We start from the raw sequence: 23,857 nt of genomic DNA, 5'->3' as shown, positions 1-23,857 counted from the left end.
AGAAAATGCTCGGCTTACAACCGAGCAATAGCAATTAAGTATATCAACAATAGAGCGAGACAGTTTAGCCTCTGGCCTCTATTATTGCTTTAGTAACATTTTGCGGTGCATCAGAATACTTCAAGAACTCCATAGAGTATGAAGCACGCCCCTGAGTGGCACTACGCAAATCGGTTGCATAACCGAACATTTCAGATAACGGTACTGTTGCATGAACAAGTTTAACACCTGCAATACCATCATCCATACCTTCAATAAGGCCACGACGACGGTTCAAGTCACCCACAACATCACCCATATAATCTTCAGGTGTTGTTACTTCGACTTTCATACATGGTTCAAGCAAAGAAGGATCCGCTTCTAGTGCGCCCTTCTTAAAGCCGATAGAACCTGCCACTTTAAATGCCATTTCGTTCGAGTCCACATCATGATATGAACCATCAAACAAAGTAACTTTAACGTCAAGAACTGGGAAGCCAGCTAATACGCCGCTCTTCATCTGCTCTTGAATACCCTTATCAACAGCTGGGATGTATTCCTTTGGAACCACACCACCAACAATTTCGTTGACAAATTCGTAACCAAAACCTTCTTCTTGAGGCTCTAGCTTTAGCCAAACATGACCGAATTGACCTCGACCACCAGATTGACGTACGAACTTACCTTCGACTTCCACTGTTTTGCGGATAGTCTCACGATATGCAACTTGAGGTTTACCTACATTACACTCAACACCAAATTCGCGACGCATACGGTCGACGATGATGTCTAAGTGTAGCTCACCCATACCAGAGATCAGTGTTTGACCCGACTCTTCATCAGTTTCAACACGGAATGACGGATCTTCCATTGCAAGTTTTTGCAATGCCATCCCCATCTTATCTTGGTCGGCCTTTGTTCTCGGCTCAACGGCGATAGTAATTACAGGCTCAGGAAATTCCATGCGCTCTAAAATTACTTTATGATCGATATCACACAGAGTGTCGCCAGTAGTCACGTCTTTAAGACCAATAAGAGCAGCGATGTCACCAGCGCGTACTTCTTTAATCTCTTGACGGTCATTAGCGTGCATCTGCACCATACGACCAATACGTTCACGCTTTTGCTTAACAGAGTTATATACGCCTGCACCTGTTTCCAATACACCTGAATAAACACGTATAAAGGTCAGAGTACCAACGAATGGATCTGTCGCAATCTTAAATGCCAATGCTGCGAATGGAGCATTATCGTCAGCTTGACGACAAGTCTCTTCTTCGTTGTCATCGATGCCCTTAATAGCAGGAACTTCGACTGGCGATGGTAGAAAATCTACCACAGCATCGAGAACCGCTTGTACACCCTTGTTCTTAAATGCAGAACCACAGGTTGCCAATACGATTTCATTATTTAAGGTGCGTTGACGTAGTGCTTTCTTGATCTCGTCTTCTGAAAGTTCCCCATCATCTAGGTACTTTTCCATCAGCTCTTCTGAAGCTTCAGCAGCACTTTCAACCAAGTACTCGCGCATTTCTGCAGCTTTATCGGCTAAGTGCTCTGGAATGGCTTCATAAGTGAAAGTCATACCCTGATCATCTTCAGACCAGTTAATTGCTTTCATCTTGATCAAATCGATAACACCGTTGAAGTCTTCTTCTGAACCAATATTCATTTGAATAGGTACACAAGTCGCGCCAAGGCGGTTGCGGATCTGCTCAACAACACTATCAAAGTTTGCACCTGCGCGGTCCATCTTATTGACGAACACTAAGCGCGGCACATGATACTTATCAGCTTGTCGCCAAACAGTCTCAGATTGGGGTTCAACCCCTGATGAGCCACAGAAAACAACAACTGCACCATCTAGTACTCGCAAAGAGCGTTCAACTTCAATAGTGAAGTCAACGTGACCTGGAGTATCGATGATATTAATGCGGTGTTCAGTGAACTGCGCATCCATTCCGCGCCAGAAAGTAGTCGTTGCGGCTGAAGTGATGGTAATACCACGTTCCTGCTCTTGCTCCATCCAATCCATGGTGGCAGCGCCATCATGAACTTCACCGATCTTATGAGATAAGCCAGTGTAGAACAGAACACGTTCAGTGGTAGTGGTTTTACCAGCGTCAACATGAGCACAGATACCGATATTACGGTAGCGCTCAATTGGAGTTGTACGAGCCACGATTTATACCCTCTTAGCTAAAACCTGAGTGTTAGCAATGCAAGTAAGGCGTGGGACAAAGCCCACGCCAAGATATTACCAGCGGTAATGAGCAAACGCTTTGTTTGCTTCTGCCATACGATGCACGTCTTCGCGCTTCTTAACAGCAGTACCTTTGTTTTCAGATGCGTCTAACATTTCACCTGCTAGACGTAAAGCCATAGATTTTTCACCACGCTTACGTGCAGCTTCAACCAACCAGCGCATCGCTAGTGCGTTACGACGCACTGGACGAACTTCACATGGTACCTGGTAAGTAGAACCACCAACACGACGAGATTTAACCTCGACTGATGGACGTACGTTGTCCAGGGCTGCTTCAAGGATTACTAAATGATCTTCGCCTTTCTTTTCAGACGCAGTATCTAGTGCCTTGTAGATAATTTTTTCTGCAGTCGACTTTTTGCCGTCCTGCATGATGACGTTGATGAACTTAGCCAGCAACTCACTTTTGAACTTTGGATCTGGTAGGATTTTACGTTGTCCTACAACGCGACGTCTTGGCATAACAATTTCTCCGTATGCTTCAGGGACCCCAAAACTGGAATCTCAATAAAAACTAGCTTGGCCTTACTTAACGGAAAACGTTAAGACTTAGGACGCTTAGCACCGTACTTAGAACGGCCTTGACGGCGCTCACTTACACCAGCACAGTCTAATGCGCCGCGTACAGTGTGGTAACGCACACCCGGTAAGTCTTTTACACGACCGCCACGGATTAGAATTACGCTGTGTTCCTGCAGGTTGTGGCCTTCACCGCCGATGTACGAAGTTACTTCGAAACCGTTAGTTAGACGCACACGAGCTACTTTACGTAGTGCAGAGTTAGGTTTTTTTGGTGTAGTAGTGTATACGCGAGTACAAACACCACGTTTTTGTGGACACGCAGCTAGCGCAGGAACGTTAGTCTTATCGACTTTCGGTGCGCGAGGCTTACGTACCAACTGGTTTACAGTTGCCATGTATAGCTCCGAATCAGTTGACTAAATCAACAGTAAGGTGTGAAAAATCTATATCCCACAGGTGTGGGACGCGAAATTTTAGAAGTGTATGGTCTATCTGTCAAGAAATAGACAACTTTTAACCGATTTAAAGTAAAAAAAAGGCGCTTAAAGCGCCTTTTTTACAATCTATTTACTTTTCAACACCGATTAATCGTTGCTTCCAGCTAGATTTAGAAGATCCGCAAGGTTCTGCTCAGCTTCACTCGCGCTAATCGCTGGTGCTTCTGTAGCAGCAGGTTTAGCTGCAGCTTCAGCACGCTTCTGGTGGTATGAGTAACCCGTACCAGCAGGGATTAGACGACCAACAATTACGTTTTCTTTCAGACCACGTAACTTATCGCTCTTTCCGCCAACAGCCGCTTCAGTAAGAACACGAGTGGTCTCCTGGAACGATGCTGCAGAGATGAACGATTCAGTCGCAAGTGACGCCTTAGTGATACCAAGAAGTTCACGTTCGAATGTCGCAGGCTGCTTACCCTGTGCTTCAAGTTCGCGGTTAGCGATCTTAACACGAGAGACTTCAGCTTGTTCACCCGGTAGGAATTCACTGTCACCAGCGTCTACGATCTCACACTTACGCAGCATCTGGCGAATGATCACCTCAATGTGCTTATCGTTGATCTTAACGCCCTGTAGACGGTAAACGTCCTGTACTTCATTCACGATGTAGTTAGCCACATTGTGGATACCACGTAGACGTAGAATGTCGTGAGCAGCTTCTGGACCATCGGCAATAACTTCACCGCGTTCAACTTTTTCACCTTCGAACACGTTAAGGTTACGCCACTTAGGAATCATCTCTTCATAGTGCTCACCACCATCAGCTGGGGTGATAACTAGACGACGCTTACCTTTGGTTTCTTTACCGAACGAGATAGTACCCGATACTTCAGCAAGAATTGCAGGCTCTTTTGGCTTACGCGCTTCGAACAAGTCAGCTACGCGTGGTAGACCACCGGTAATATCGCGGGTCTTCGAAGATTCTTGAGGAATACGTGCTAATGCATCACCAACGTTAATTGGTGCGTTATCGTCAAGGTTAACAATCGCATGACCTGGCAAGAAGTATTGCGCTGGTACTTCAGTACCAGGAATCATCAAGTCGCCACCATCAGCAGCAACAAGACGGATCATAGGACGCATCTCTTTACCAGCTGTTGGACGTTGACCAACTTCAAGCACTACGATTGAAGAAAGACCAGTTAGTTCGTCTGTTTGACGTGTCATAGTGACACCTTCAATCATATCTACGAACTTGATACTACCCGCTACTTCAGAAATAATTGGGTGAGTATGCGGATCCCACTTAGCGATAATTTCGCCAGCAGATACACCGTCATCTTCCAATTTCTCTAGGACAGTACCGTAAGGAACCTTATAACGCTCTTTCTCACGACCTAGCTCATCAATGATAGCTAGCTCAGAAGAACGAGATACGATTACAAGCTTACCGTTACTATTAGTTACATACTTAGCGTTGTGTAACTTAAGTGTACCAGAGTTCTTAACTTGAACGTTGTTCTCAGCTGAAGCTCGAGATGCCGCACCACCGATGTGGAAAGTACGCATCGTAAGCTGTGTTCCTGGCTCACCAATTGACTGAGCAGCAACAACACCAATCGCTTCACCTTGGTTAATGATATGGCCACGAGCCAAATCACGACCGTAACAAGCTTTACACACACCGAAGTCTGTATCACAGCTAATTACTGAGCGAACAATCATTTCATCGATAGAGTTGTCTTCAACAATGTCACACCATGCTTCGTCAAGAAGCGTGTTGCGTGGCACAAGTACTTCTTCAGTACCAGGCTTGAACACATCTTGTGCAACAACACGACCTAGAACACGTTCACGTAACGGCTCAACTACATCACCACCTTCAATAAGCGGCTTCATAGTTAGACCTTCGAACGTTCCACAGTCATCTTCGATTACAACTAAATCTTGAGCAACGTCTACTAGACGACGAGTCAGGTAACCAGAGTTAGCTGTCTTCAATGCCGTATCCGCAAGACCTTTACGCGCACCGTGAGTAGAAATAAAGTACTGAGATACGTTTAGACCTTCACGGAAGTTAGCCACAATTGGGGTTTCGATGATTGAGCCATCTGGCTTAGCCATCAGACCACGCATACCGGCCAACTGACGAATCTGTGCAGCACTACCACGAGCGCCTGAGTCGGCCATCATGTAGATGCTGTTGAACGATTCTTGTTGTTCTTCAACGCCATCACGGTTAACAACTGTCTCTTTAGACAGGTTAGCCATCATCGCTTTAGACACTTTTTCGTTCGCGCTTGCCCAGATATCGATTACTTTGTTGTAACGCTCACCAGCTGTTACTAGACCTGATTGGAACTGCTCTTGAATTTCAAGAACTTCCGCTTCAGCATCAGCAACTAAGGTGTATTTCTCATCTGGAATAACCATATCGTCAATACCTACAGAGGCACCCGATATAGTTGCAAAATGGAAACCGGTATACATCAATTGGTCAGCAAAGATAACTGTATCTTTAAGACCTAGTTGACGGTAACAAGTGTTCAATAGCTTAGAGATCTGCTTCTTACCCATGTTTTGGTTAACCAAATCATAAGAAAGACCTTTAGGCAGGATCTGTGAAAGCAATGCACGACCAACCGTTGTATCAACGATACGACGTGTCTTCACTTTTTCGCCAGCTTCATTGGTCGCAGTTTCAGTAATACGTACCTTAACGCGAGCATGTAGCTCAGCCACACCTGTGCGGTAAGCTTTTTCAGCTTCAGCCACATCAGAGAATGCCATGCCTTCACCCTTGCCGTTAATACGCTCACGGCTAGTGTAGTAAAGACCCAATACAACGTCCTGTGACGGTGTGATCACCGGCTCACCGTTTGCAGGTGAAAGGATATTGTTGGTAGACATCATTAGTGAACGTGCTTCTAACTGCGCTTCTAGCGTTAGTGGCACGTGAACAGCCATTTGGTCACCGTCGAAGTCGGCGTTGTATGCCGCACAAACCAACGGGTGAAGCTGAATCGCTTTACCTTCGATTAGTACTGGCTCAAATGCCTGGATACCTAGTCTGTGCAGTGTTGGTGCACGGTTAAGCATCACTGGGTGTTCGCGGATCACGTCATCTAGCACGTCCCATACTTCTGGAACTTCGCGCTCAACCATCTTCTTAGCAGCTTTAATAGTTGTAGCTAAGCCACGACCTTCTAGCTTGCCATAGATGAATGGCTTAAATAGCTCAAGTGCCATCTTCTTAGGAAGACCACACTGGTGTAGACGTAAAGTTGGACCTACGGTAATTACCGAACGACCAGAATAGTCAACACGCTTACCTAGCAAGTTCTGACGGAAACGACCTTGCTTACCTTTGATCATATCGGCCAAAGATTTAAGCGGACGCTTGTTAGAACCTGTAATAGCACGACCACGACGACCGTTATCTAATAGCGCATCAACAGATTCTTGCAACATACGCTTTTCGTTACGTACGATGATATCTGGAGCAGCTAGATCTAACAGACGCTTTAGACGGTTGTTACGGTTGATTACACGACGGTAAAGGTCGTTCAAATCAGAGGTAGCAAAACGTCCGCCATCTAGTGGAACTAGAGGGCGTAGATCTGGTGGCAGAACCGGTAGCACTTTAAGGATCATCCACTCAGGCTTGTTACCTGAAGTGAAGAATGCCTCAATAAGCTTAAGACGCTTAGTGACCTTCTTGCGACGAGTTTCAGAATTGATAGATGGCAGTTCTTCGCGCATCATCTCAATTTCTTTCTCAAGCTCGATAGCACGTAGCAATTCTAGAACTGCTTCAGCACCCATCTTAGCGTCGAATTCATCACCGTACTCTTCCAATGCATCCAGATAGTTTTCTTCTGTTAGCATTTGACCGCGTTCAAGACTGGTCATGCCAGGCTCGATTACTACGAATGATTCGAAGTAAAGTACACGTTCGATATCACGTAGAGTCATGTCTAGCATCAAACCGATACGAGACGGAAGTGACTTCAAGAACCAAATGTGTGCAACTGGGCTAGCAAGATCGATGTGACCCATACGCTCACGACGTACTTTAGTCTGTGTAACTTCAACGCCACACTTTTCACAGATCACACCACGGTGCTTAAGACGCTTATACTTACCGCATAAACATTCATAATCTTTTACTGGACCAAAAATACGCGCACAGAATAAACCTTCACGCTCAGGCTTAAATGTACGGTAGTTAATGGTTTCTGGCTTCTTAACTTCACCAAAAGACCAAGAACGGATTAAGTCTGGCGACGCTAGGCCAATCTTAATACCTTCAAATTCTTCAGTCTTGCTTTGCTGTTTCAGAAACTTTAATAAATCTTTCACGTTTCTCTCCTGAAGGAGTTAAATCAGGTGCTCCGCATATGCAGAGCACCGATTTTGCCAAATAGAGGCGGTAACCTGTTTTACTTAGTATCTAACTCAATGTTGATACCAAGTGAACGGATCTCTTTCAACAATACGTTGAAAGATTCAGGCATACCTGGTTGCATCTGATGGTTACCGTCGACGATGTTCTTATACATCTGAGTACGACCGTTAACATCATCTGACTTAACAGTTAGCATTTCCTGAAGGGTATATGCTGCACCGTAAGCTTCAAGTGCCCATACTTCCATCTCACCGAAACGCTGACCACCGAACTGTGCTTTACCACCCAATGGCTGCTGAGTAACAAGACTGTACGAACCCGTAGAACGAGCGTGCATCTTGTCGTCAACCAAGTGGTTAAGCTTAAGCATATACATGTAACCAACGGTTACCTTACGCTCAAATTCGTTACCAGTACGACCATCAATCAGTGTTAACTGACCAGATTGTGGCAAGCCTGCAAGCTCAAGCATCTGCTTGATCTCTTTCTCTTTGGCGCCATCAAACGCAGGTGTAGCAATCGGTACACCGCCTTTTAGGTTTTTAGCAAGACGCAAGATTTCATCATCAGTAAATGAATCGATGTCGACTTTTTGAATTACTTCGTCACCTAGTTCATAAACCTGCTTGATGTATCCGCGAAGTTCTGCCAATTCGCGCTGCTCTTCCAGCATCTCAGTAATACGATTACCGATGCCTTTCGCTGCAGCACCCATATGAACTTCAAGTACCTGACCGATGTTCATACGTGAAGGTACACCTAGTGGATTCAATACGATATCTACTGGGTTACCCTTTTCGTCGTATGGCATGTCTTCAACAGGACAAATCTTAGAGATTACACCCTTGTTACCATGACGACCCGCCATCTTATCACCAGGCTGGATAGTACGCTTAACCGCTAGGTAAACCTTAACGATCTTAAGTACGCCAGGTGCTAAGTCATCACCTTGAGTGATCTTACGACGCTTGATTTCAAACTTCTTATCGAAATCGGCTTTTAGCTCTTCCGCTTGCTCAGCTAGTTGTTCTAGCTCAGTTTGCTTAACTTCATCATCGATGGTTTGAACCAACAATTGTGAACGTGGAATTGCAGCAAGTTGGGCTTCATCGAAACCAGCACCAATTAATAGGTTGCGAGCACGACCGATAACACCATCTTCAAGAATTTGGAACTCTTCAGTCAAATCCTTCTTCGCCTGGGCGATATGCATCTCTTCAATTTCTACAGCACGCTTGTCTTTCTCAACGCCGTCACGAGTAAATACTTGTACGTCGATGATAGTACCTTTAACAGAGTTAGGTACGCGTAGTGAGCTGTCTTTAACGTCAGAGGCTTTTTCGCCGAAGATTGCACGGAGAAGTTTCTCTTCTGGAGTCAGCTGAGTTTCACCTTTAGGTGTTACTTTACCAACTAGGATGTCACCACCCTTAACTTCTGCACCGATATAAACGATACCTGATTCATCTAGCTTAGAAAGCGCAGACTCACCAACGTTTGGAATATCAGCTGTGATCTCTTCACTACCCAACTTAGTATCACGAGCGATACATGAAAGCTCTTGAATGTGGATAGTTGTGAAACGGTCTTCCTGAGCTACACGCTCAGAGATTAAGATCGAATCTTCGAAGTTGTAACCGTTCCAAGGCATGAACGCGATACGCATGTTCTGACCAAGAGCCAAATCACCTAAGTCGGTAGATGGGCCATCAGCAAGAACGTCGCCACGAACAATTGGGTCACCAACAGAACAACAAGGACGCTGGTTAATACAAGTGTTCTGGTTAGAACGCGTGTATTTGGTCAAGTTGTAGATATCGATACCCGCTTCGCCTGGAGTTAGCTCAGCTTCGTTAACTTTAACAACGATACGGCTCGCATCAACGTAGTCAACATAACCACCACGTTTAGCAGCAACTACCACGCCTGAGTCAACAGCAAGTGTACGCTCAATACCAGTACCAACTAATGGCTTATCGGCCTTTAGTGTTGGAACTGCCTGACGTTGCATGTTCGCACCCATCAATGCACGGTTAGCATCATCGTGTTCCAGGAACGGAATTAGTGACGCCGCAACAGAAATAATCTGCTGTGGTGAAACGTCCATGTACTGGATGTCAGCTGCACCCATAAAGGTTGAATCACCTTTATGACGACAAGCAATTAACTCGTCCATCATGCGACCGTTCTCATCTAACTGAACGATAGCCTGTGCAATAACGTAACGGCCTTCTTCGATTGCTGAAAGGTAATCTACCTCATCAGTAACCACACCATCGATAACCTTACGGTAAGGTGTTTCAAGGAAACCATAGTTGTTGGTACGAGCAAAGGTTGACAACGAGTTGATCAAACCAATGTTTGGACCTTCTGGCGTTTCGATTGGACATAGACGACCATAGTGAGTCGGATGTACGTCTCGAACTTCGAAACCAGCACGTTCACGCGTTAGACCACCAGGACCTAGAGCAGAGATACGACGCTTATGCGTCACTTCTGACAATGGGTTGTTTTGGTCCATGAACTGTGAAAGCTGTGAAGAGCCAAAGAATTCTTTAACAGCTGCAGAGATTGGCTTAGCGTTGATCAAATCTTGAGGCATTAGCTCATTTAGATCGCCAAGGCTTAAACGCTCACGTACGGCACGTTCAACACGAACTAGACCAACACGGAACTGGTTTTCAGCCATTTCGCCAACACTACGAATACGACGGTTACCTAGATGATCGATATCATCCACTTCGTCGAAACCGTTACGGATTGCGATGATGTTCTTCATCACGGCAACGATATCTTCTTTAGAAAGAATACCAGTACCTTCATCGTCATCAATGCTTAGACGACGATTGAACTTCATACGACCTACTTTTGAAAGGTCATAACGTTCTTCGCTGAAGAATAGGTTGTTGAATAGTGCTTCTGCTGCATCTTTGGTTGGTGGCTCACCAGGACGCATCATACGGTAGATTTCAACTAGCGCTTCAAGGCGGTTAGTTGTTGAATCAATACGTAGTGTGTCAGAGATGTAGGCACCGTTATCAAGTTCATTGATATACAGAGTGCTGATCTCTTTGATGCCAGCCATTGATAGCTTAGCTAGATCTTCTAGGCTGATGTCTGCGTTTGCAGAAACCAATACTTCGCCTGTATCTGGATCGATATAATCTTGTCCAGAAATCTTACCAGCGATGTACTCAACTGGCACTTCAAGCTCAGTTGTGTTTGTCTTTTCAAGTTGACGAATGTGACGTGCAGTGATGCGACGACCCTTCTCAACAAGAACAGTGCCTTCAGCGTCTTTAATATCATAGCTTGCTGTTTCGCCACGTAGGCGGTCAGCAACAAGATCCATTACTAGTGAATCTTTCTTGATCTTAAAGTTGACGCGATCGAAGAACAGGTCAAGGATATCTTGAGTTGAATAATCTAAAGCGCGCAGAATGATCGATGCCGCTAACTTACGACGGCGGTCAATACGAACAAACAGTGCATCTTTCGGATCGAATTCAAAGTCTAACCATGAACCACGGTAAGGAATAATACGTGCGTTATACAGCACCTTACCTGAAGAGTGGGTTTTACCACGGTCATGATCAAAGAATACGCCCGGGCTACGGTGTAGCTGAGATACGATTACACGCTCAGTACCATTGATAACAAAGGTACCGTTGTCAGTCATAAGAGGGATATCCCCCATATAGACTTCTTGTTCTTTGATGTCTTTTACTGTGCCAGGTGCCGCTTCACGGTCATACAGTACCATACGCAATTTAACGCGTAGTGGTGCAGAGTATGTAACACCGCGGATTTGACACTCTTTCACATCAAAAACAGGCTCGCCTAGTTTATAGCTGACATATTGCAGCTCAGAATTACCAGAAAAGCTCTTGATGGGAAAAACGCTACGGAAGGCAGCTTCAAAGCCACGCTCACCTGTAGGATCTTGATCGGTGAACTTCTTAAAAGAGTCCAACTGGATTGACAAAAGGTAAGGAATATCCAAAACACGTGGACGTTTACCAAAGTCTTTGCGAATACGCTTCTTTTCAGAATAGGAGTAAACCATGGGTTTCCTCTGATTGCGAGATGTGACCAAGACTGATTCAACTTAACTGTTGAAACAGCGCGTTTGCCCATCACCGTTGAAAGCAAGAACCTAACCAGTAATCTCTGCTAGGAACTGCGAAATCTGGCGATAAACGGTGAAAAAAAAATCGCCTGCGCATACAGCGCAAAAAAGGCCGACGGTTAAAAAACCGCCAGCCTCCACCCGATTACTCGGGAGGTTGTAAGTTATAGTATAACTTACTTGATCTCTACTGCAGCACCAGCCGCTTCTAGATCAGCTTTAAGAGCTTCAGCTTCTTCTTTAGAGATAGCTTCTTTAACTGCTACTGGAGCAGATTCAGCCATGCCTTTTGCTTCTTTCAGGCCTAGACCTGTAGCAGCGCGAAGAGCTTTAATTACTGCAACTTTGTTGTCGCCGTGAGAAGTAAGAACTACGTCGAATTCTGTTTTCTCTTCAGCAGCAGCAGCATCGCTACCACCTGAAACAACAGCAGCAGCAGCAGAAACGCCGAACTTCTCTTCCATTGCTTCGATTAGTTCAACAACTTCCATTACAGACATTGCTGCAAGGGCTTCTAAGATTTGGTCTTTAGTGATAGACATAACAAAAATTCCTAATTGTACTGAATTCAATTTTAATTAAGCGGCTAATAAAATTATTAAGCTGCTTCTTTCTGATCGCGTAGAGCGGCCAATGTACGAACGAACTTGCCAGCAGATGCTTCTTTTAGAGTCATCATGAACTGAGCTAGTGCTTCTTCGTAAGTTGGTAGTTTTGCTAAACGATCAATATTTTCTGCAGGGATTAATTCCCCTTCAAAGGCTGCTGCTTTGATTTCAAATTTCTCTTGCGCTTTAGCGAAATCTTTTAGAAGACGCGCAGCTGCACCTGGGTGCTCAGAAGAGAATGCAATCAAAGTAGGACCAGTAAACGTATCGCTTAGGCACTCAAAATCAGTACCAGCAACAGCACGTTTAACAAGAGTATTACGTACAACACGAATGTACACTCCTGCTTCACGAGCCGCTTTACGCAGTCCGGTCATATTAGCTACAGTAACACCGCGAGAATCGGCTACTACTGCAGATAAAGCACCTTTGGCAGCTTCGTTGACTTCAGCAACAATCGCTTTTTTGTCTTCGAGTCCTAACGCCATTGGTATACTCCTGGATTCTATCTAGGGAAAACTCCCTAGCAATTACCATGCTAAATATCAAAGATACTTAGCGACTTACGGCGCGAAAAATTCCAGCAGACAAAAATCTATCTGGGTCCGACACCGTCTACGCAGGAAATTAAGTTAGTTACTTGAACAAACACCTACGGTCTTGGACGGAGACTGTTTATTAACCTAAAAGGATAAATCACAGCCCCAACCCTACAAAGTGCGCGCATTATAGACTAATACGCACCCGTTGTAAATTTACTTTGCGTCGTCCAGAGTACCCTGGTCAACCGCAACACCTGCACCCATAGTGGTAGAGATGCTTACTTTCTTAATGAAAACGCCTTTAGCTGCAGCTGGCTTGGCTTTTTTAAGTGCGCCAAGTAGTGCTTCTAAGTTTTCTTTAAGTTGAGCTGGTTCGAAGTCCACTTTACCGATAGTAGTGTGGATGATACCGTTCTTATCGTTACGGTAGCGTACTTGACCCGCTTTAGCGTTCTTAACTGCTTCAGCAACGTTTGGCGTTACAGTACCAGTTTTTGGGTTAGGCATAAGACCACGTGGGCCTAAGATTTGACCTAACATACCAACAACGCGCATTGCATCAGGAGATGCGATAACTACGTCGAAGTTCATTTCGCCAGCTTTAATTTGCGCAGCAAGCTCGTCCATACCAACAAGCTCAGCACCAGCTTCTTTAGCAGCTTCAGCGTTAGCACCTTGAGTGAACACAGCAACACGTACATCACGACCAGTACCGTGTGGTAGCACAGTAGCGCCACGAACGTTTTGGTCAGATTTACGTGGATCAACACCAAGGTTAACCGCAACGTCAACACTTTCAAGGAACTTAGCAGTAGCTAGTTCTTTAAGTAGTGCAACAGCTTCATTGATGTCGTAGCTTTTAGTCGCTTCAACTTTCTCGCGAATTAGACGAGCGCGTTTAGTTAGCTTTGCCATTATATTAGTCCTCTACTACCAAACCCATTGAACGCGCAGTACCTTCAATTGAGCGAGTCATCGCTTCAATATCAGCACCAGTCATATCAGCGGCTTTAGTCTCAGCAATTTCCTGGACAGCGCTACGCTTGATAGTTCCCACTTTTTCCGTGTTAGGACGGCCAGAACCTGATTTCAGACCAGCTGCTTTAAGCAGAAGGAAAGACGCAGGTGGAGTCTTAGTTTCGAAAGTGAAAGAGCGATCAGAGTAAACAGTGATAACTACAGGAATTGGCATACCTTTCTCGAACTTTTCAGTACGAGCGTTGAATGCTTTACAGAATTCCATGATGTTAACACCTTTCTGACCCAATGCTGGGCCTACTGGTGGCGACGGGTTTGCAGCACCGGCTGCGACTTGCAGTTTGATGTAACCATCAACTTTCTTTGCCATGAGACATTTCCTCAAGTTTGGGTACAAACGCTATCAGCACTATGCTGAACAGCTCCCCGAAAAATATGGGTGCGAATTATATATAAATTCACACCCATTTCAAATAAAATTTGCGCTTTATTTAATCAGCTTTTTTCAATCTGACTAAAATCAAGTTCAACAGGAGTCGAGCGACCGAAGATCATCACAGAAACCTTAACGCGGTTCTTCTCATAATCCACTTCTTCAACAGTACCGTTGAAGTCGGCAAAAGGTCCGTCATTAACACGAACAACTTCACCAGGCTCAAACATAACGCGGTGCGTTGGAGACTCTGTAGTTTCTTGAAGACGCTGAAGAATTGCATCAGCTTCTTTATCAGAAATAGGGGCAGGACGATCAGACGTACCACCGATGAAGCCCATTACACGTGGAATACTCTTAACCAAGTGCCAGCTTTCATCATTCATTTCCATCTGTACTAGTACATAGCCAGGGAAAAATTTACGTTCGCTCTTACGACGTTGGCCTGCACGCATTTCAACCACTTCTTCAGTAGGAACTAGCACCTCACCAAAGTAGTTTTCCATTTCGTGCATTCTGATATGTTCAAGCAAAGTTTTACATACACGGCCTTCATAGCCGGAAAACGCTTGAATAACATACCATCTCTTTTTAGCTTCAGTAGCTTCAGTCATACTTAATGCCTATACGCCTGTAATAAAATTAACAATTCTAAGCAATACTGCGTCTAAGCCCCAAAGGATTAAACCTAAAACGGCTGTTGCAGCTAATACAATGAAAGTTGTATTGAGTGCTTCTTGACGCGTTGGCCAAACCACTTTACGAACTTCAATCTGTGATTCACGAGCAAAAGTTAAAGCTTGCTTGCCTTTTTCTGTTTGCAACGCGATGAAACCAGCAATGGCAAAAGTCACTATTACACCAAGGGCGCGAACAACGACACTTGCTTCATTAAAATATTGATTGCCAATAATTGCAGCAGCCAACAAGATTACGACTAGGCCCCACTTTACGATATCCAGAGAGTTACCCTGGCTTTCAGTATTTGTTGTCATCGGTTAATTCCGTTACTCACTACGTTCTGAGTCAAGTGACACTATAAAAATAGCATTTTGCTCAGTGAAAAATTCAGTCAGACTCGCTATCCGAACTGGCGACCGCCAAATATACTCTTACTAAGTATAATCAACGACTCAAAAATCGGTCATAGATTGTATTCTTATTCCACTTATTTGGCAAGAATACAAAGCCCAGCTTCACTAACAAATTAAACCTAAATGCAATAAAAACAAAAAAGGCAGCCTAAGCTGCCTTTTTCAGTATCGAGTTAAGACTCGTTGCTAATTAAGCAACGATCTCAGCTACAACACCAGCACCAACTGTACGACCACCTTCACGGATAGCGAAGCGTAAACCTTCGTCCATCGCGATTGGGCAGATTAGAGTTACAGTCATAGCTACGTTGTCACCAGGCATTACCATCTCAACGCCTTCTGGCAATTCGATAGTACCGGTTACGTCAGTTGTACGGAAGTAGAACTGTGGACGGTAGCCTTTGAAGAATGGAGTGTGACGTCCGCCTTCTTCTTTAGACAGAACATAGATTTCTGACTTGAAAGTAGTGTGTGGAGTGATTGAACCTGGAGCAGCTAGTACTTGACCACGCTCAACATCTTCACGCTTGATACCACGTAGAAGAACACCACAGTTCTCGCCAGCACGACCTTCGTCAAGAAGCTTACGGAACATTTCAACACCAGTACAAGTAGACTTAGTTGTATCTTTGATACCAACGATTTCTACTTCTTCACCAACTTTGATGATACCGCGCTCTACACGACCAGTAACAACAGTACCACGACCAGCGATTGAGAATACATCTTCGATTGGAAGAATGAATGCACCATCGATAGCACGCTCTGGCTCAGGAATGTAAGTATCTAGAGCTTCAGCTAGCTCAAGGATCTTAGCTTCCCACTCTGGCTCGCCTTCAAGAGCTTTAAGAGCAGAACCCTGGATAACTGGTAGGTCATCACCTGGGAAGTCATACTCAGATAGAAGTTCACGAACTTCCATTTCTACTAGCTCTAGAAGCTCTTCGTCATCAACCATGTCACACTTGTTCATGAATACGATGATGAATGGTACGCCAACCTGACGTGAAAGCAGGATGTGCTCACGAGTTTGTGGCATTGGACCATCTGTAGAAGCAACTACTAGAATAGCGCCGTCCATCTGTGCAGCACCAGTGATCATGTTTTTAACATAATCCGCGTGACCTGGACAGTCTACGTGTGCGTAGTGACGTGATGGAGTGTCATATTCGATGTGAGAAGTATTAATTGTAATACCGCGCTCACGCTCTTCTGGAGCGTTATCGATCTGTGCGAAATCACGCTTAGTACCACCGTAAGTCTTCGTTAGTACCGAAGAGATAGCAGCAGTTAGAGTAGTTTTACCATGGTCAACGTGTCCAATGGTACCAACGTTTACGTGTGGTTTTACGCGTTCAAATTTTTCTTTAGCCATGGTATTGCCCCAATCCAAAGTATTTGGTGATGAAACTGCATATAGCAAAAAATCCGATGCATAAAATGTCATCGAATCGGTTAGTAAGATAATCAGGATGTGAGAAGCAGGAGGGTGCTGATGGGTAGTCTTAAACGGGAAAAAAGCACTCGAGACCGAGTGCTTTCTACTGATTAAGTATTATCAGCAAGATTTTGGAGCGGATGGCGGGAATCGAACCCGCGTTATCAGCTTGGAAGGCTGGAGTAATACCATTATACGACATCCGCGGAACCTACTTCAGGTTACCTAACTACCTAGAATATGGTGGAGGGAGAAGGATTCGAACCTTCGAAGGCTGAGCCGTCAGATTTACAGTCTGATCCCTTTGGCCACTCGGGAACCCCTCCAGAGAAAATGGTGCCGGCACCAAGAGTCGAACTCGGGACCTACTGATTACAAGTCAGTTGCTCTACCAACTGAGCTATGCCGGCGTGTCATTTCGGTAGCGGATATTATGGAAATGTGCGCCTAAGTGCAATAGCAAAAGTGAAATTTTATTAAAAAAACCTATCAAACGATGATTTTTTACGCTTTAAGGCCTTTTCGAGTACACTTTTAAGGCTTTTAAAGCAAATTAGTGTTTAAAGCGAGCAGGCTCGTCTTCATTGCAGTTGTTCATAATAATTCCATAGTGTACTGTGCCCTCCTGAACGGAGAACTTCGCAATGTCGCAACCAAACCAAATTCACAATGCTCTTTACCTCGCATTTCAGCGCCTACAGTGGTCAGGACTAAGGGAATCAGTTCCTTTAACACTTAGCGAAAATGATTTGGCAGATTTACGTGGTATTAATGAAAAAATATCCTTATCTGAAGTCACCGATATTTATCTGCCTTTAAGCCGACTACTTAACCTTAATGTTGGCGCAAAACAGCAAAGAGGCTTAGCACTTAATGAGTTCTTAGGTCACGTCCCACCCAAACGTCCCTATATTATTAGTATTGCAGGCAGTGTTGCAGTAGGTAAAAGTACTACAGCCCGTATTTTGCAAGCTTTGCTAAGCCATTGGCCAGAACACCCAAAAGTTGACTTAATCACTACAGATGGCTTTTTATATCCATTATCCGAGCTAAAAAGACGAGGCCTGTTGCAACGTAAAGGCTTTCCAGAAAGTTACGATATGAAGGCGTTAGTGGAGTTTATTTCAGCGATTAAAGCTGGTGAGCCTAATGTAAGTGCACCAATTTATTCGCATATAACTTATGACCGGATACAAGATGAACAGCAATGGATCCGTCAACCAGATATTTTGATTATAGAAGGTCTCAATGTGTTACAGACAGGCCAAGACTCACCTGTTGATACACAACGTCCTTTCGTCTCTGATTTTGTCGACTTCTCGATATATGTCGATGCCAATGAGTCGCTATTAAAGAAATGGTATATAGACAGGTTTTTACAATTTAGAACTGGTGCATTTAGCTCTGAAAATTCTTATTTCCATCATTATTCTAAGTTAGGGGATGAAGAGGCTACCGCAACAGCCTCTAATATTTGGGATACGATTAACGGACCAAATTTAACCTTAAATATTTTACCCACCCGAGAAAGAGCACATCTTATTCTGCAAAAAGGACCTGACCATATGATGGACCAAGTCCTTTTGAGAAAATAGAATTCGGTTTCTATATTGTCTAAGTTGTTAGATTAGCCTAGCTTTCGTAGGCTAATCTCACCGCCAATAAAACTCTGTTTTCCAGAGGCCGTCTCTAGCACAACCGCCCCCTGCTCGTCGATGCCACGGTAAATACCATGGATCTCATCGCTACCAATAAGCAACTTAACTGGCTGCCCTTCGAATATATCTGCGGCGCTCCATCTCTGTTGAAACGGCTTAAGCCCTGACTTTTGAAACAGGGTTAAATCAAGTTGTAACTGCCTTTGCAATAACACCAGCAATTCAGTTTTATCCGGAACACACTCAAGCCCGGTTAAATCACTCCATGGCTGATCGATCTTTGCAGCATGCTGTTCTCCCATAGCCATATTCAATCCTATGCCTATGACTAAGTTGCATTCGCTATCAGTGTGCCCACTCAGCTCAATCAACACCCCAGCCAACTTTTTACTATTTAAATAGATATCATTGGGCCATTTGACCCCAACGCCTTCAACATCTAGCTGCTGCAAAACAGAAACGATTGAACACGCTACCACCAAGCTCAATCCCATCGCCTGAGCCATTCCCTGAGGAAACTGCCAGTACATAGAGAAATACAGATGACAACCATAGGGAGATACCCAGACGCGCCCTCTTCGCCCCCTACCAGCCGATTGATATTCAGCGATACAGATATCACCGGATACCAAGTCCTCTGCATGCTTTAAAATAAAAGCGTTAGTGCTTGGGATCTCATCGAAATAAAAGCATCGGTTGCTAATTCGGGCCTTAAGGACACTCTCATCAACCAAAGAGAGGGTTCCATTTAGACGGTAACCCTTGCCCTTAACACTGTAGATATCGACACCATACTCTTCTAAAGCTGCAATATGATTACTGATTGCGGTTCTAGAGACACCAAGAATTGATGCCAATGCTTCCCCAGATACAAATTTCCCTGATGCTAGCTCTGAGAGGATTTCTCGTTTGCGACTCCACTGCTCAACCATGCTATAAACTCCTCTCTCCATTAGCGCTAATCATTCTAGGCTCAGGTTCTAGTTGGATACCAAAAACTTCATTTATCTTATCAACAACAAATCTAGCGAGTGACAGCACATCCTCACTTGTAGCATTACATTTGTTAATTAGTACCAAGGCTTGGTTTTCGTGTACTGCTGCACCGCCAATTTGATAACCTTTTAAGCCAGCACAATCGATTAACCAGCCTGCTGCAACTTTAGTTTTACCTGAGGAATTTGAATAACCCACAATACTTGGATAGCGCTCAAGCAAGCTTTCGAATTGTTTATCATCAATAACAGGGTTTTTAAAAAAACTGCCAGCATTGCCAAAGTCTTTAGGATCCGGCAACTTGGATTTTCTAGTATCACAAATACAGTCAAAAACTTGTTTCGGGGTTACTTCAGTACCGCTTAATGCTTTAAGTGGCCCATATTCCAGTTTCGGAGTCCATGCTTTAGGCAACTTAAGTCCAACTCGAGTAATGATTGCCTTACCTAATAAACAACGTTTGAAAATAGAATCTCTGTAACCAAAACCGCAGTCACCTGCCTGTAATTTTACTCGCTGGCCTTTGTGCAGATCTACATATTCAACCCAACTACAAAAATCATATAGTTCAACACCATAAGCGCCGATATTTTGAATAGGAGCTGCGCCAACAGTCCCAGGGATCAGTGCTAAATTCTCTAACCCTGGAAAGCCGTTAGCTAAACAAAAACAAACAAGATCGTGCCAATTCTCTCCAGCAGCAACCGAAAGATCGTAGTAAGTTTCAGATTCTGAAACTTCAATACCTTTCGTTTCAACAAGCACTACCGTACCTTCGAAATCATCACAAAGGATAATATTGCTACCACCACCTAAAATCAGCATTGGCTCTTTAGTAAGGTATAGCTCACGACAGACTTCAACCAGCTGGGCGGTAGAGGACGCATGAACTAATCGACGACACGAATGCGCTAACGCGAACGTATTATGAGGTTGTAATGAATATGATTGGCAGGTTGGCATCTGAGTATCGTTGACAGGTAAAAAGCTATTGTAGCCTAAACAAGCGGTTCGCAGAAGCTTCGTGCACGCCTCCAGTAGTAGCGATTGGACAATGAAAGAAAAGCGAACATGAAGTGCACTAAAGATAATAGTGACTATCTAGAATTTGCTGCAAAAGCTAAGCTCAACAATGATGGTAGCGTCTAAAAACAAGCGACCCAATGAATTGCTGGCACGAAAAAGCCCTGCTATTGCTAGCAGGGCTTATCGTAATGCTGGCGAAGCGGACTTGCTCTTATCAAGAGGCGAACTCATATGCCTTCGGCACGCGAGACAGGCCGACTATTTCTAGTCAAGAGTCTAACCAACTGGAACTACCGCTCCTTTAGCAAACTGCGTGCGCATTTCGCTTTAATTTTGCTCTGAAAGATACATACGAAAAAGCCCTGCTATTGCTAGCAGGGCTTATCGTAATGTTTGTGGGTGAGTACAGCGATAGCTGTGAGCTTACGAACGCAAAGCGAAGCGTAGCTGGGGCGGATTCATCCGCGACGTCACGACTAAATTAATAAATATTACAAAACGAAAAAAGCCTCTGCATTGCTGCAGAGGCTTTCATCTTTATGTTGGCGGAGCGGACGGGACTCGAACCCGCGACCCCCGGCGTGACAGGCCGGTATTCTAACCAACTGAACTACCGCTCCTTTAGCAAATTGCTTATGCATTATGCTAAATTCTTTTTAAGTCGCTAGCTTGTCAGGGCTAGGAGACTCGCTTTTCTCTATGAGTAAAGCAATGTTTGGCGCCTGGAAATGACCTACTCTCACATGGGGAGACCCCACACTACCATCGGCGATATTGCGTTTCACTTCTGAGTTCGGAATGGATTCAGGTGGTGCCACAACTCTATGGTTTCCAGACAAATTTGGTAAATTTAGAAAGCTGGACTCGCTATGCAAGTCTTAATAAATTGGGTTCACACTACATTAAGTGTTTTCTAATTCTGGTTTCTATAAGAAACATAGTTAACTCATAAAACCCATTAGGGTTGTATGGTTAAGCCTCACGAGTCATTAGTACAAGTTAGCTCAACGCCTCACAACGCTTACACACCTTGCCTATCAACGTCCTAGTCTCGAACGGCTCTTTAGAGGAATTAAATTCCTAGGGATGACTCATCTTAGGACTCGCTTCCCGCTTAGATGCTTTCAGCGGTTATCGATTCCGAACGTAGCTACCGGGCAATGCTATTGGCATAACAACCCGAACACCAGCGGTTCGTCCACTCCGGTCCTCTCGTACTAGGAGCAGCTTCCTTCAATCATCCAACGCCCACGGCAGATAGGGACCGAACTGTCTCACGACGTTCTGAACCCAGCTCGCGTACCACTTTAAATGGCGAACAGCCATACCCTTGGGACCGACTTCAGCCCCAGGATGTGATGAGCCGACATCGAGGTGCCAAACACCGCCGTCGATATGAACTCTTGGGCGGTATCAGCCTGTTATCCCCGGAGTACCTTTTATCCGTTGAGCGATGGCCCTTCCATACAGAACCACCGGATCACTATGACCTACTTTCGTACCTGCTCGACGTGTATGTCTCGCAGTTAAGCTGGCTTATGCCATTGCACTAACCGTACGATGTCCGACCGTACTTAGCCAACCTTCGTGCTCCTCCGTTACTCTTTGGGAGGAGACCGCCCCAGTCAAACTACCCACCAGGCACTGTCCCGAACCCCGATTCAGGGGCCGCGGTTAGAACATCAAAACTACAAGGGTGGTATTTCAAGATTGACTCCACTCCATCTAGCGACGAAGCTTCAAAGTCTCCCACCTATCCTACACATGTAGGTTCAATGTTCAGTGCCAAGCTATAGTAAAGGTTCACGGGGTCTTTCCGTCTAGCCGCGGGTATACGGCATCTTCACCGCAATTTCAACTTCACTGAGTCTCGGCTGGAGACAGCGTGGCCATCATTACGCCATTCGTGCAGGTCGGAACTTACCCGACAAGGAATTTGGCTACCTTAGGACCGTTATAGTTACGGCCGCCGTTTACCGGGGCTTCGATCATGAGCTTCTCCGAAGATAACCCAATCAATTAACCTTCCGGCACCGGGCAGGCGTCATACCGTATACTTCCTCTTGCGAGTTTGCACAGTACTGTGTTTTTGATAAACAGTTGCAGCCACCTGGTATCTGCGACTCCCGGCAGCTTAGAGAGCAAGTCTCATCACCGCTAGGAGCGTACCTTCTCCCGAAGTTACGGTACCATTTTGCCTAGTTCCTTCAGCCGAGTTCTCTCAAGCGCCTTAGTATTCTCTACCCGACCACCTGTGTCGGTTTGGGGTACGATTCCTGCTAACCTGAAGCTTAGAAGATTTTCCTGGAAGCATGGCATCAACTACTTCAGTCCCTTAGGACCTCGTCATCAGCTCTCAGCCTTAAGTACACCCGGATTTGCCTAAGTGTACAGCCTACAACCTTAAACGCGGACAACCAACGCCGCGCTAGCCTAGCCTTCTCCGTCTCTCCATCGCAGTTAGCAGAAGTACGGGAATATTAACCCGTTTCCCATCGACTACGCCTTTCGGCCTCGCCTTAGGGGTCGACTCACCCTGCCCCGATTAACGTTGGACAGGAACCCTTGGTCTTTCGGCGAGGGGGTTTTTCACCCCCTTTATCGTTACTCATGTCAGCATTCGCACTTCTGATACCTCCAGTGTGGGTTACCCCTTCACCTTCAACGGCTTACAGAACGCTCCTCTACCGCACCAGTGTAAACACTAGTACCCATAGCTTCGGTGTATTGCTTAGCCCCGTTAAATCTTCCGCGCAGGCCGACTCGACTAGTGAGCTATTACGCTTTCTTTAAATGATGGCTGCTTCTAAGCCAACATCCTAGCTGTCTAAGCCTTCCCACATCGTTTCCCACTTAGCAATAACTTTGGGACCTTAGCTGATGGTCTGGGTTGTTTCCCTTTTCACGACGGACGTTAGCACCCGCCGTGTGTCTCCCGTATAGTACTCATTGGTATTCGGAGTTTGCAAAGGGTTGGTAAGTCGGGATGACCCCCTAGCCTTAACAGTGCTCTACCCCCAATGGTATTCGTACGAGGCGCTACCTAAATAGCTTTCGAGGAGAACCAGATATCTCCGAGTTTGATTGGCCTTTCACCCCCAGCCACAAGTCATCACCGCATTTTTCAACATACGTGTGTTCGGTCCTCCAATTGATGTTACTCAATCTTCAACCTGCCCATGGCTAGATCACTCGGTTTCGGGTCTACACCTTGCAACTAAACGCGCAGTTAACACTCGGTTTCCCTACGGCTCCGCTATTCGCTTAACCTTGCTACAAAATGTAAGTCGCTGACCCATTATACAAAAGGTACGCAGTCACGGTCTCAAGAACCGCTCCCACT

15 protein-coding genes, 4 tRNA genes and 2 rRNA genes (1 of these 21 running past the window's edge) are annotated in these 23,857 nt (G+C 45.1%); 1 reads left to right on the top strand and 20 read right to left on the bottom strand.

Going from position 1 to position 23,857, the window contains the following annotated elements; translation table 11 throughout:
* Positions 1-64: 64 nt before the first annotated feature.
* From fusA to SPEA_RS00920, 15 genes are all read right to left on the bottom strand, one after another.
* Positions 65-2,161, bottom strand: a complete 2,097-nt coding sequence (fusA, locus tag SPEA_RS00990; protein WP_012153456.1) for an elongation factor G — start codon at positions 2,159-2,161, stop codon at positions 65-67.
* Positions 2,162-2,236: 75 nt separating this feature from the next.
* The gene (gene rpsG / locus SPEA_RS00985) at positions 2,237-2,707 is read right to left on the bottom strand and encodes a 30S ribosomal protein S7 (RefSeq protein WP_012153455.1); all 471 of its coding nucleotides are present in this window, start codon (positions 2,705-2,707) and stop codon (positions 2,237-2,239) included.
* A gap of 80 nt (positions 2,708-2,787) precedes the next feature.
* The gene (rpsL, locus tag SPEA_RS00980; RefSeq protein WP_012153454.1) at positions 2,788-3,162 is read right to left on the bottom strand and encodes a 30S ribosomal protein S12; all 375 of its coding nucleotides are present in this window, start codon (positions 3,160-3,162) and stop codon (positions 2,788-2,790) included.
* Between the two features lie 189 nt (positions 3,163-3,351).
* The gene (gene rpoC / locus SPEA_RS00975; protein ID WP_012153453.1) at positions 3,352-7,566 is read right to left on the bottom strand and encodes a DNA-directed RNA polymerase subunit beta'; all 4,215 of its coding nucleotides are present in this window, start codon (positions 7,564-7,566) and stop codon (positions 3,352-3,354) included.
* Between the two features lie 80 nt (positions 7,567-7,646).
* Positions 7,647-11,678, bottom strand: coding sequence for a DNA-directed RNA polymerase subunit beta (gene rpoB, locus SPEA_RS00970; RefSeq protein ID WP_012153452.1), 4,032 nt, complete (start codon positions 11,676-11,678; stop codon positions 7,647-7,649).
* A 239-nt stretch (positions 11,679-11,917) separates the two neighbouring features.
* Entirely contained in the window at positions 11,918-12,283 is a 366-nt protein-coding gene (gene rplL / locus SPEA_RS00965; protein ID WP_012153451.1) for a 50S ribosomal protein L7/L12, read from the bottom strand.
* 56 nt (positions 12,284-12,339) lie between these two features.
* A complete protein-coding gene (gene rplJ, locus SPEA_RS00960) occupies positions 12,340-12,837 on the bottom strand; it encodes a 50S ribosomal protein L10 (protein WP_012153450.1) in 498 nt (165 codons plus the stop codon).
* A 267-nt stretch (positions 12,838-13,104) separates the two neighbouring features.
* Positions 13,105-13,806: a 50S ribosomal protein L1 gene (gene rplA / locus SPEA_RS00955; protein WP_012153449.1), complete on the bottom strand. Its 702-nt coding sequence runs from the start codon at positions 13,804-13,806 to the stop codon at positions 13,105-13,107.
* Between the two features lie 4 nt (positions 13,807-13,810).
* On the bottom strand, positions 13,811-14,239 hold the full coding sequence (gene rplK, locus SPEA_RS00950; protein WP_012153448.1) for a 50S ribosomal protein L11: 429 nt from the start codon (positions 14,237-14,239) through the stop codon (positions 13,811-13,813).
* 125 nt (positions 14,240-14,364) lie between these two features.
* Positions 14,365-14,916, bottom strand: a complete 552-nt coding sequence (nusG, locus tag SPEA_RS00945) for a transcription termination/antitermination protein NusG (protein ID WP_012153447.1) — start codon at positions 14,914-14,916, stop codon at positions 14,365-14,367.
* 9 nt (positions 14,917-14,925) lie between these two features.
* Positions 14,926-15,297, bottom strand: coding sequence for a preprotein translocase subunit SecE (gene secE / locus SPEA_RS00940; protein WP_012153446.1), 372 nt, complete (start codon positions 15,295-15,297; stop codon positions 14,926-14,928).
* A 289-nt stretch (positions 15,298-15,586) separates the two neighbouring features.
* Entirely contained in the window at positions 15,587-16,771 is a 1,185-nt protein-coding gene (gene tuf / locus SPEA_RS00935) for an elongation factor Tu (protein WP_012153445.1), read from the bottom strand.
* A gap of 195 nt (positions 16,772-16,966) precedes the next feature.
* Positions 16,967-17,040: transfer RNA gene (locus SPEA_RS00930), tRNA-Gly, on the bottom strand.
* 35 nt (positions 17,041-17,075) lie between these two features.
* Positions 17,076-17,160, bottom strand: a tRNA-Tyr gene (locus SPEA_RS00925).
* Between the two features lie 8 nt (positions 17,161-17,168).
* Positions 17,169-17,244 (bottom strand) — tRNA-Thr (locus SPEA_RS00920).
* A gap of 234 nt (positions 17,245-17,478) precedes the next feature.
* On the opposite strand from SPEA_RS00920, the gene coaA reads away from it, so the two are divergent.
* Positions 17,479-18,429 (top strand): type I pantothenate kinase, encoded by a 951-nt coding sequence (coaA, locus tag SPEA_RS00915; RefSeq protein WP_012153444.1) that lies wholly within the window; start codon positions 17,479-17,481, stop codon positions 18,427-18,429.
* Between the two features lie 32 nt (positions 18,430-18,461).
* Here coaA and birA read toward each other — a convergent pair whose 3' ends face one another.
* The 5 genes from birA to SPEA_RS00890 all read right to left on the bottom strand — a co-directional run.
* Positions 18,462-19,424, bottom strand: a complete 963-nt coding sequence (birA, locus tag SPEA_RS00910) for a bifunctional biotin--[acetyl-CoA-carboxylase] ligase/biotin operon repressor BirA (RefSeq protein WP_012153443.1) — start codon at positions 19,422-19,424, stop codon at positions 18,462-18,464.
* A 1-nt stretch (position 19,425) separates the two neighbouring features.
* Positions 19,426-20,451: a UDP-N-acetylmuramate dehydrogenase gene (murB, locus tag SPEA_RS00905; RefSeq protein ID WP_012153442.1), complete on the bottom strand. Its 1,026-nt coding sequence runs from the start codon at positions 20,449-20,451 to the stop codon at positions 19,426-19,428.
* Positions 20,452-21,057: 606 nt separating this feature from the next.
* Positions 21,058-21,134 (bottom strand) — tRNA-Asp (locus tag SPEA_RS00900).
* A 100-nt stretch (positions 21,135-21,234) separates the two neighbouring features.
* Positions 21,235-21,350, bottom strand: a 5S ribosomal RNA gene (gene rrf / locus SPEA_RS00895).
* Positions 21,351-21,482: 132 nt separating this feature from the next.
* Positions 21,483-23,857: ribosomal RNA gene (locus tag SPEA_RS00890) — 23S ribosomal RNA — on the bottom strand; it runs 520 nt beyond the window's last position.

The sequence above is a fragment of the Shewanella pealeana ATCC 700345 genome, from assembly GCF_000018285.1.
Classification (GTDB): domain Bacteria; phylum Pseudomonadota; class Gammaproteobacteria; order Enterobacterales; family Shewanellaceae; genus Shewanella; species Shewanella pealeana.
Note: the sequence above shows the minus strand (reverse complement) of the source record. Positions and strands in the feature narration are given on the sequence as shown.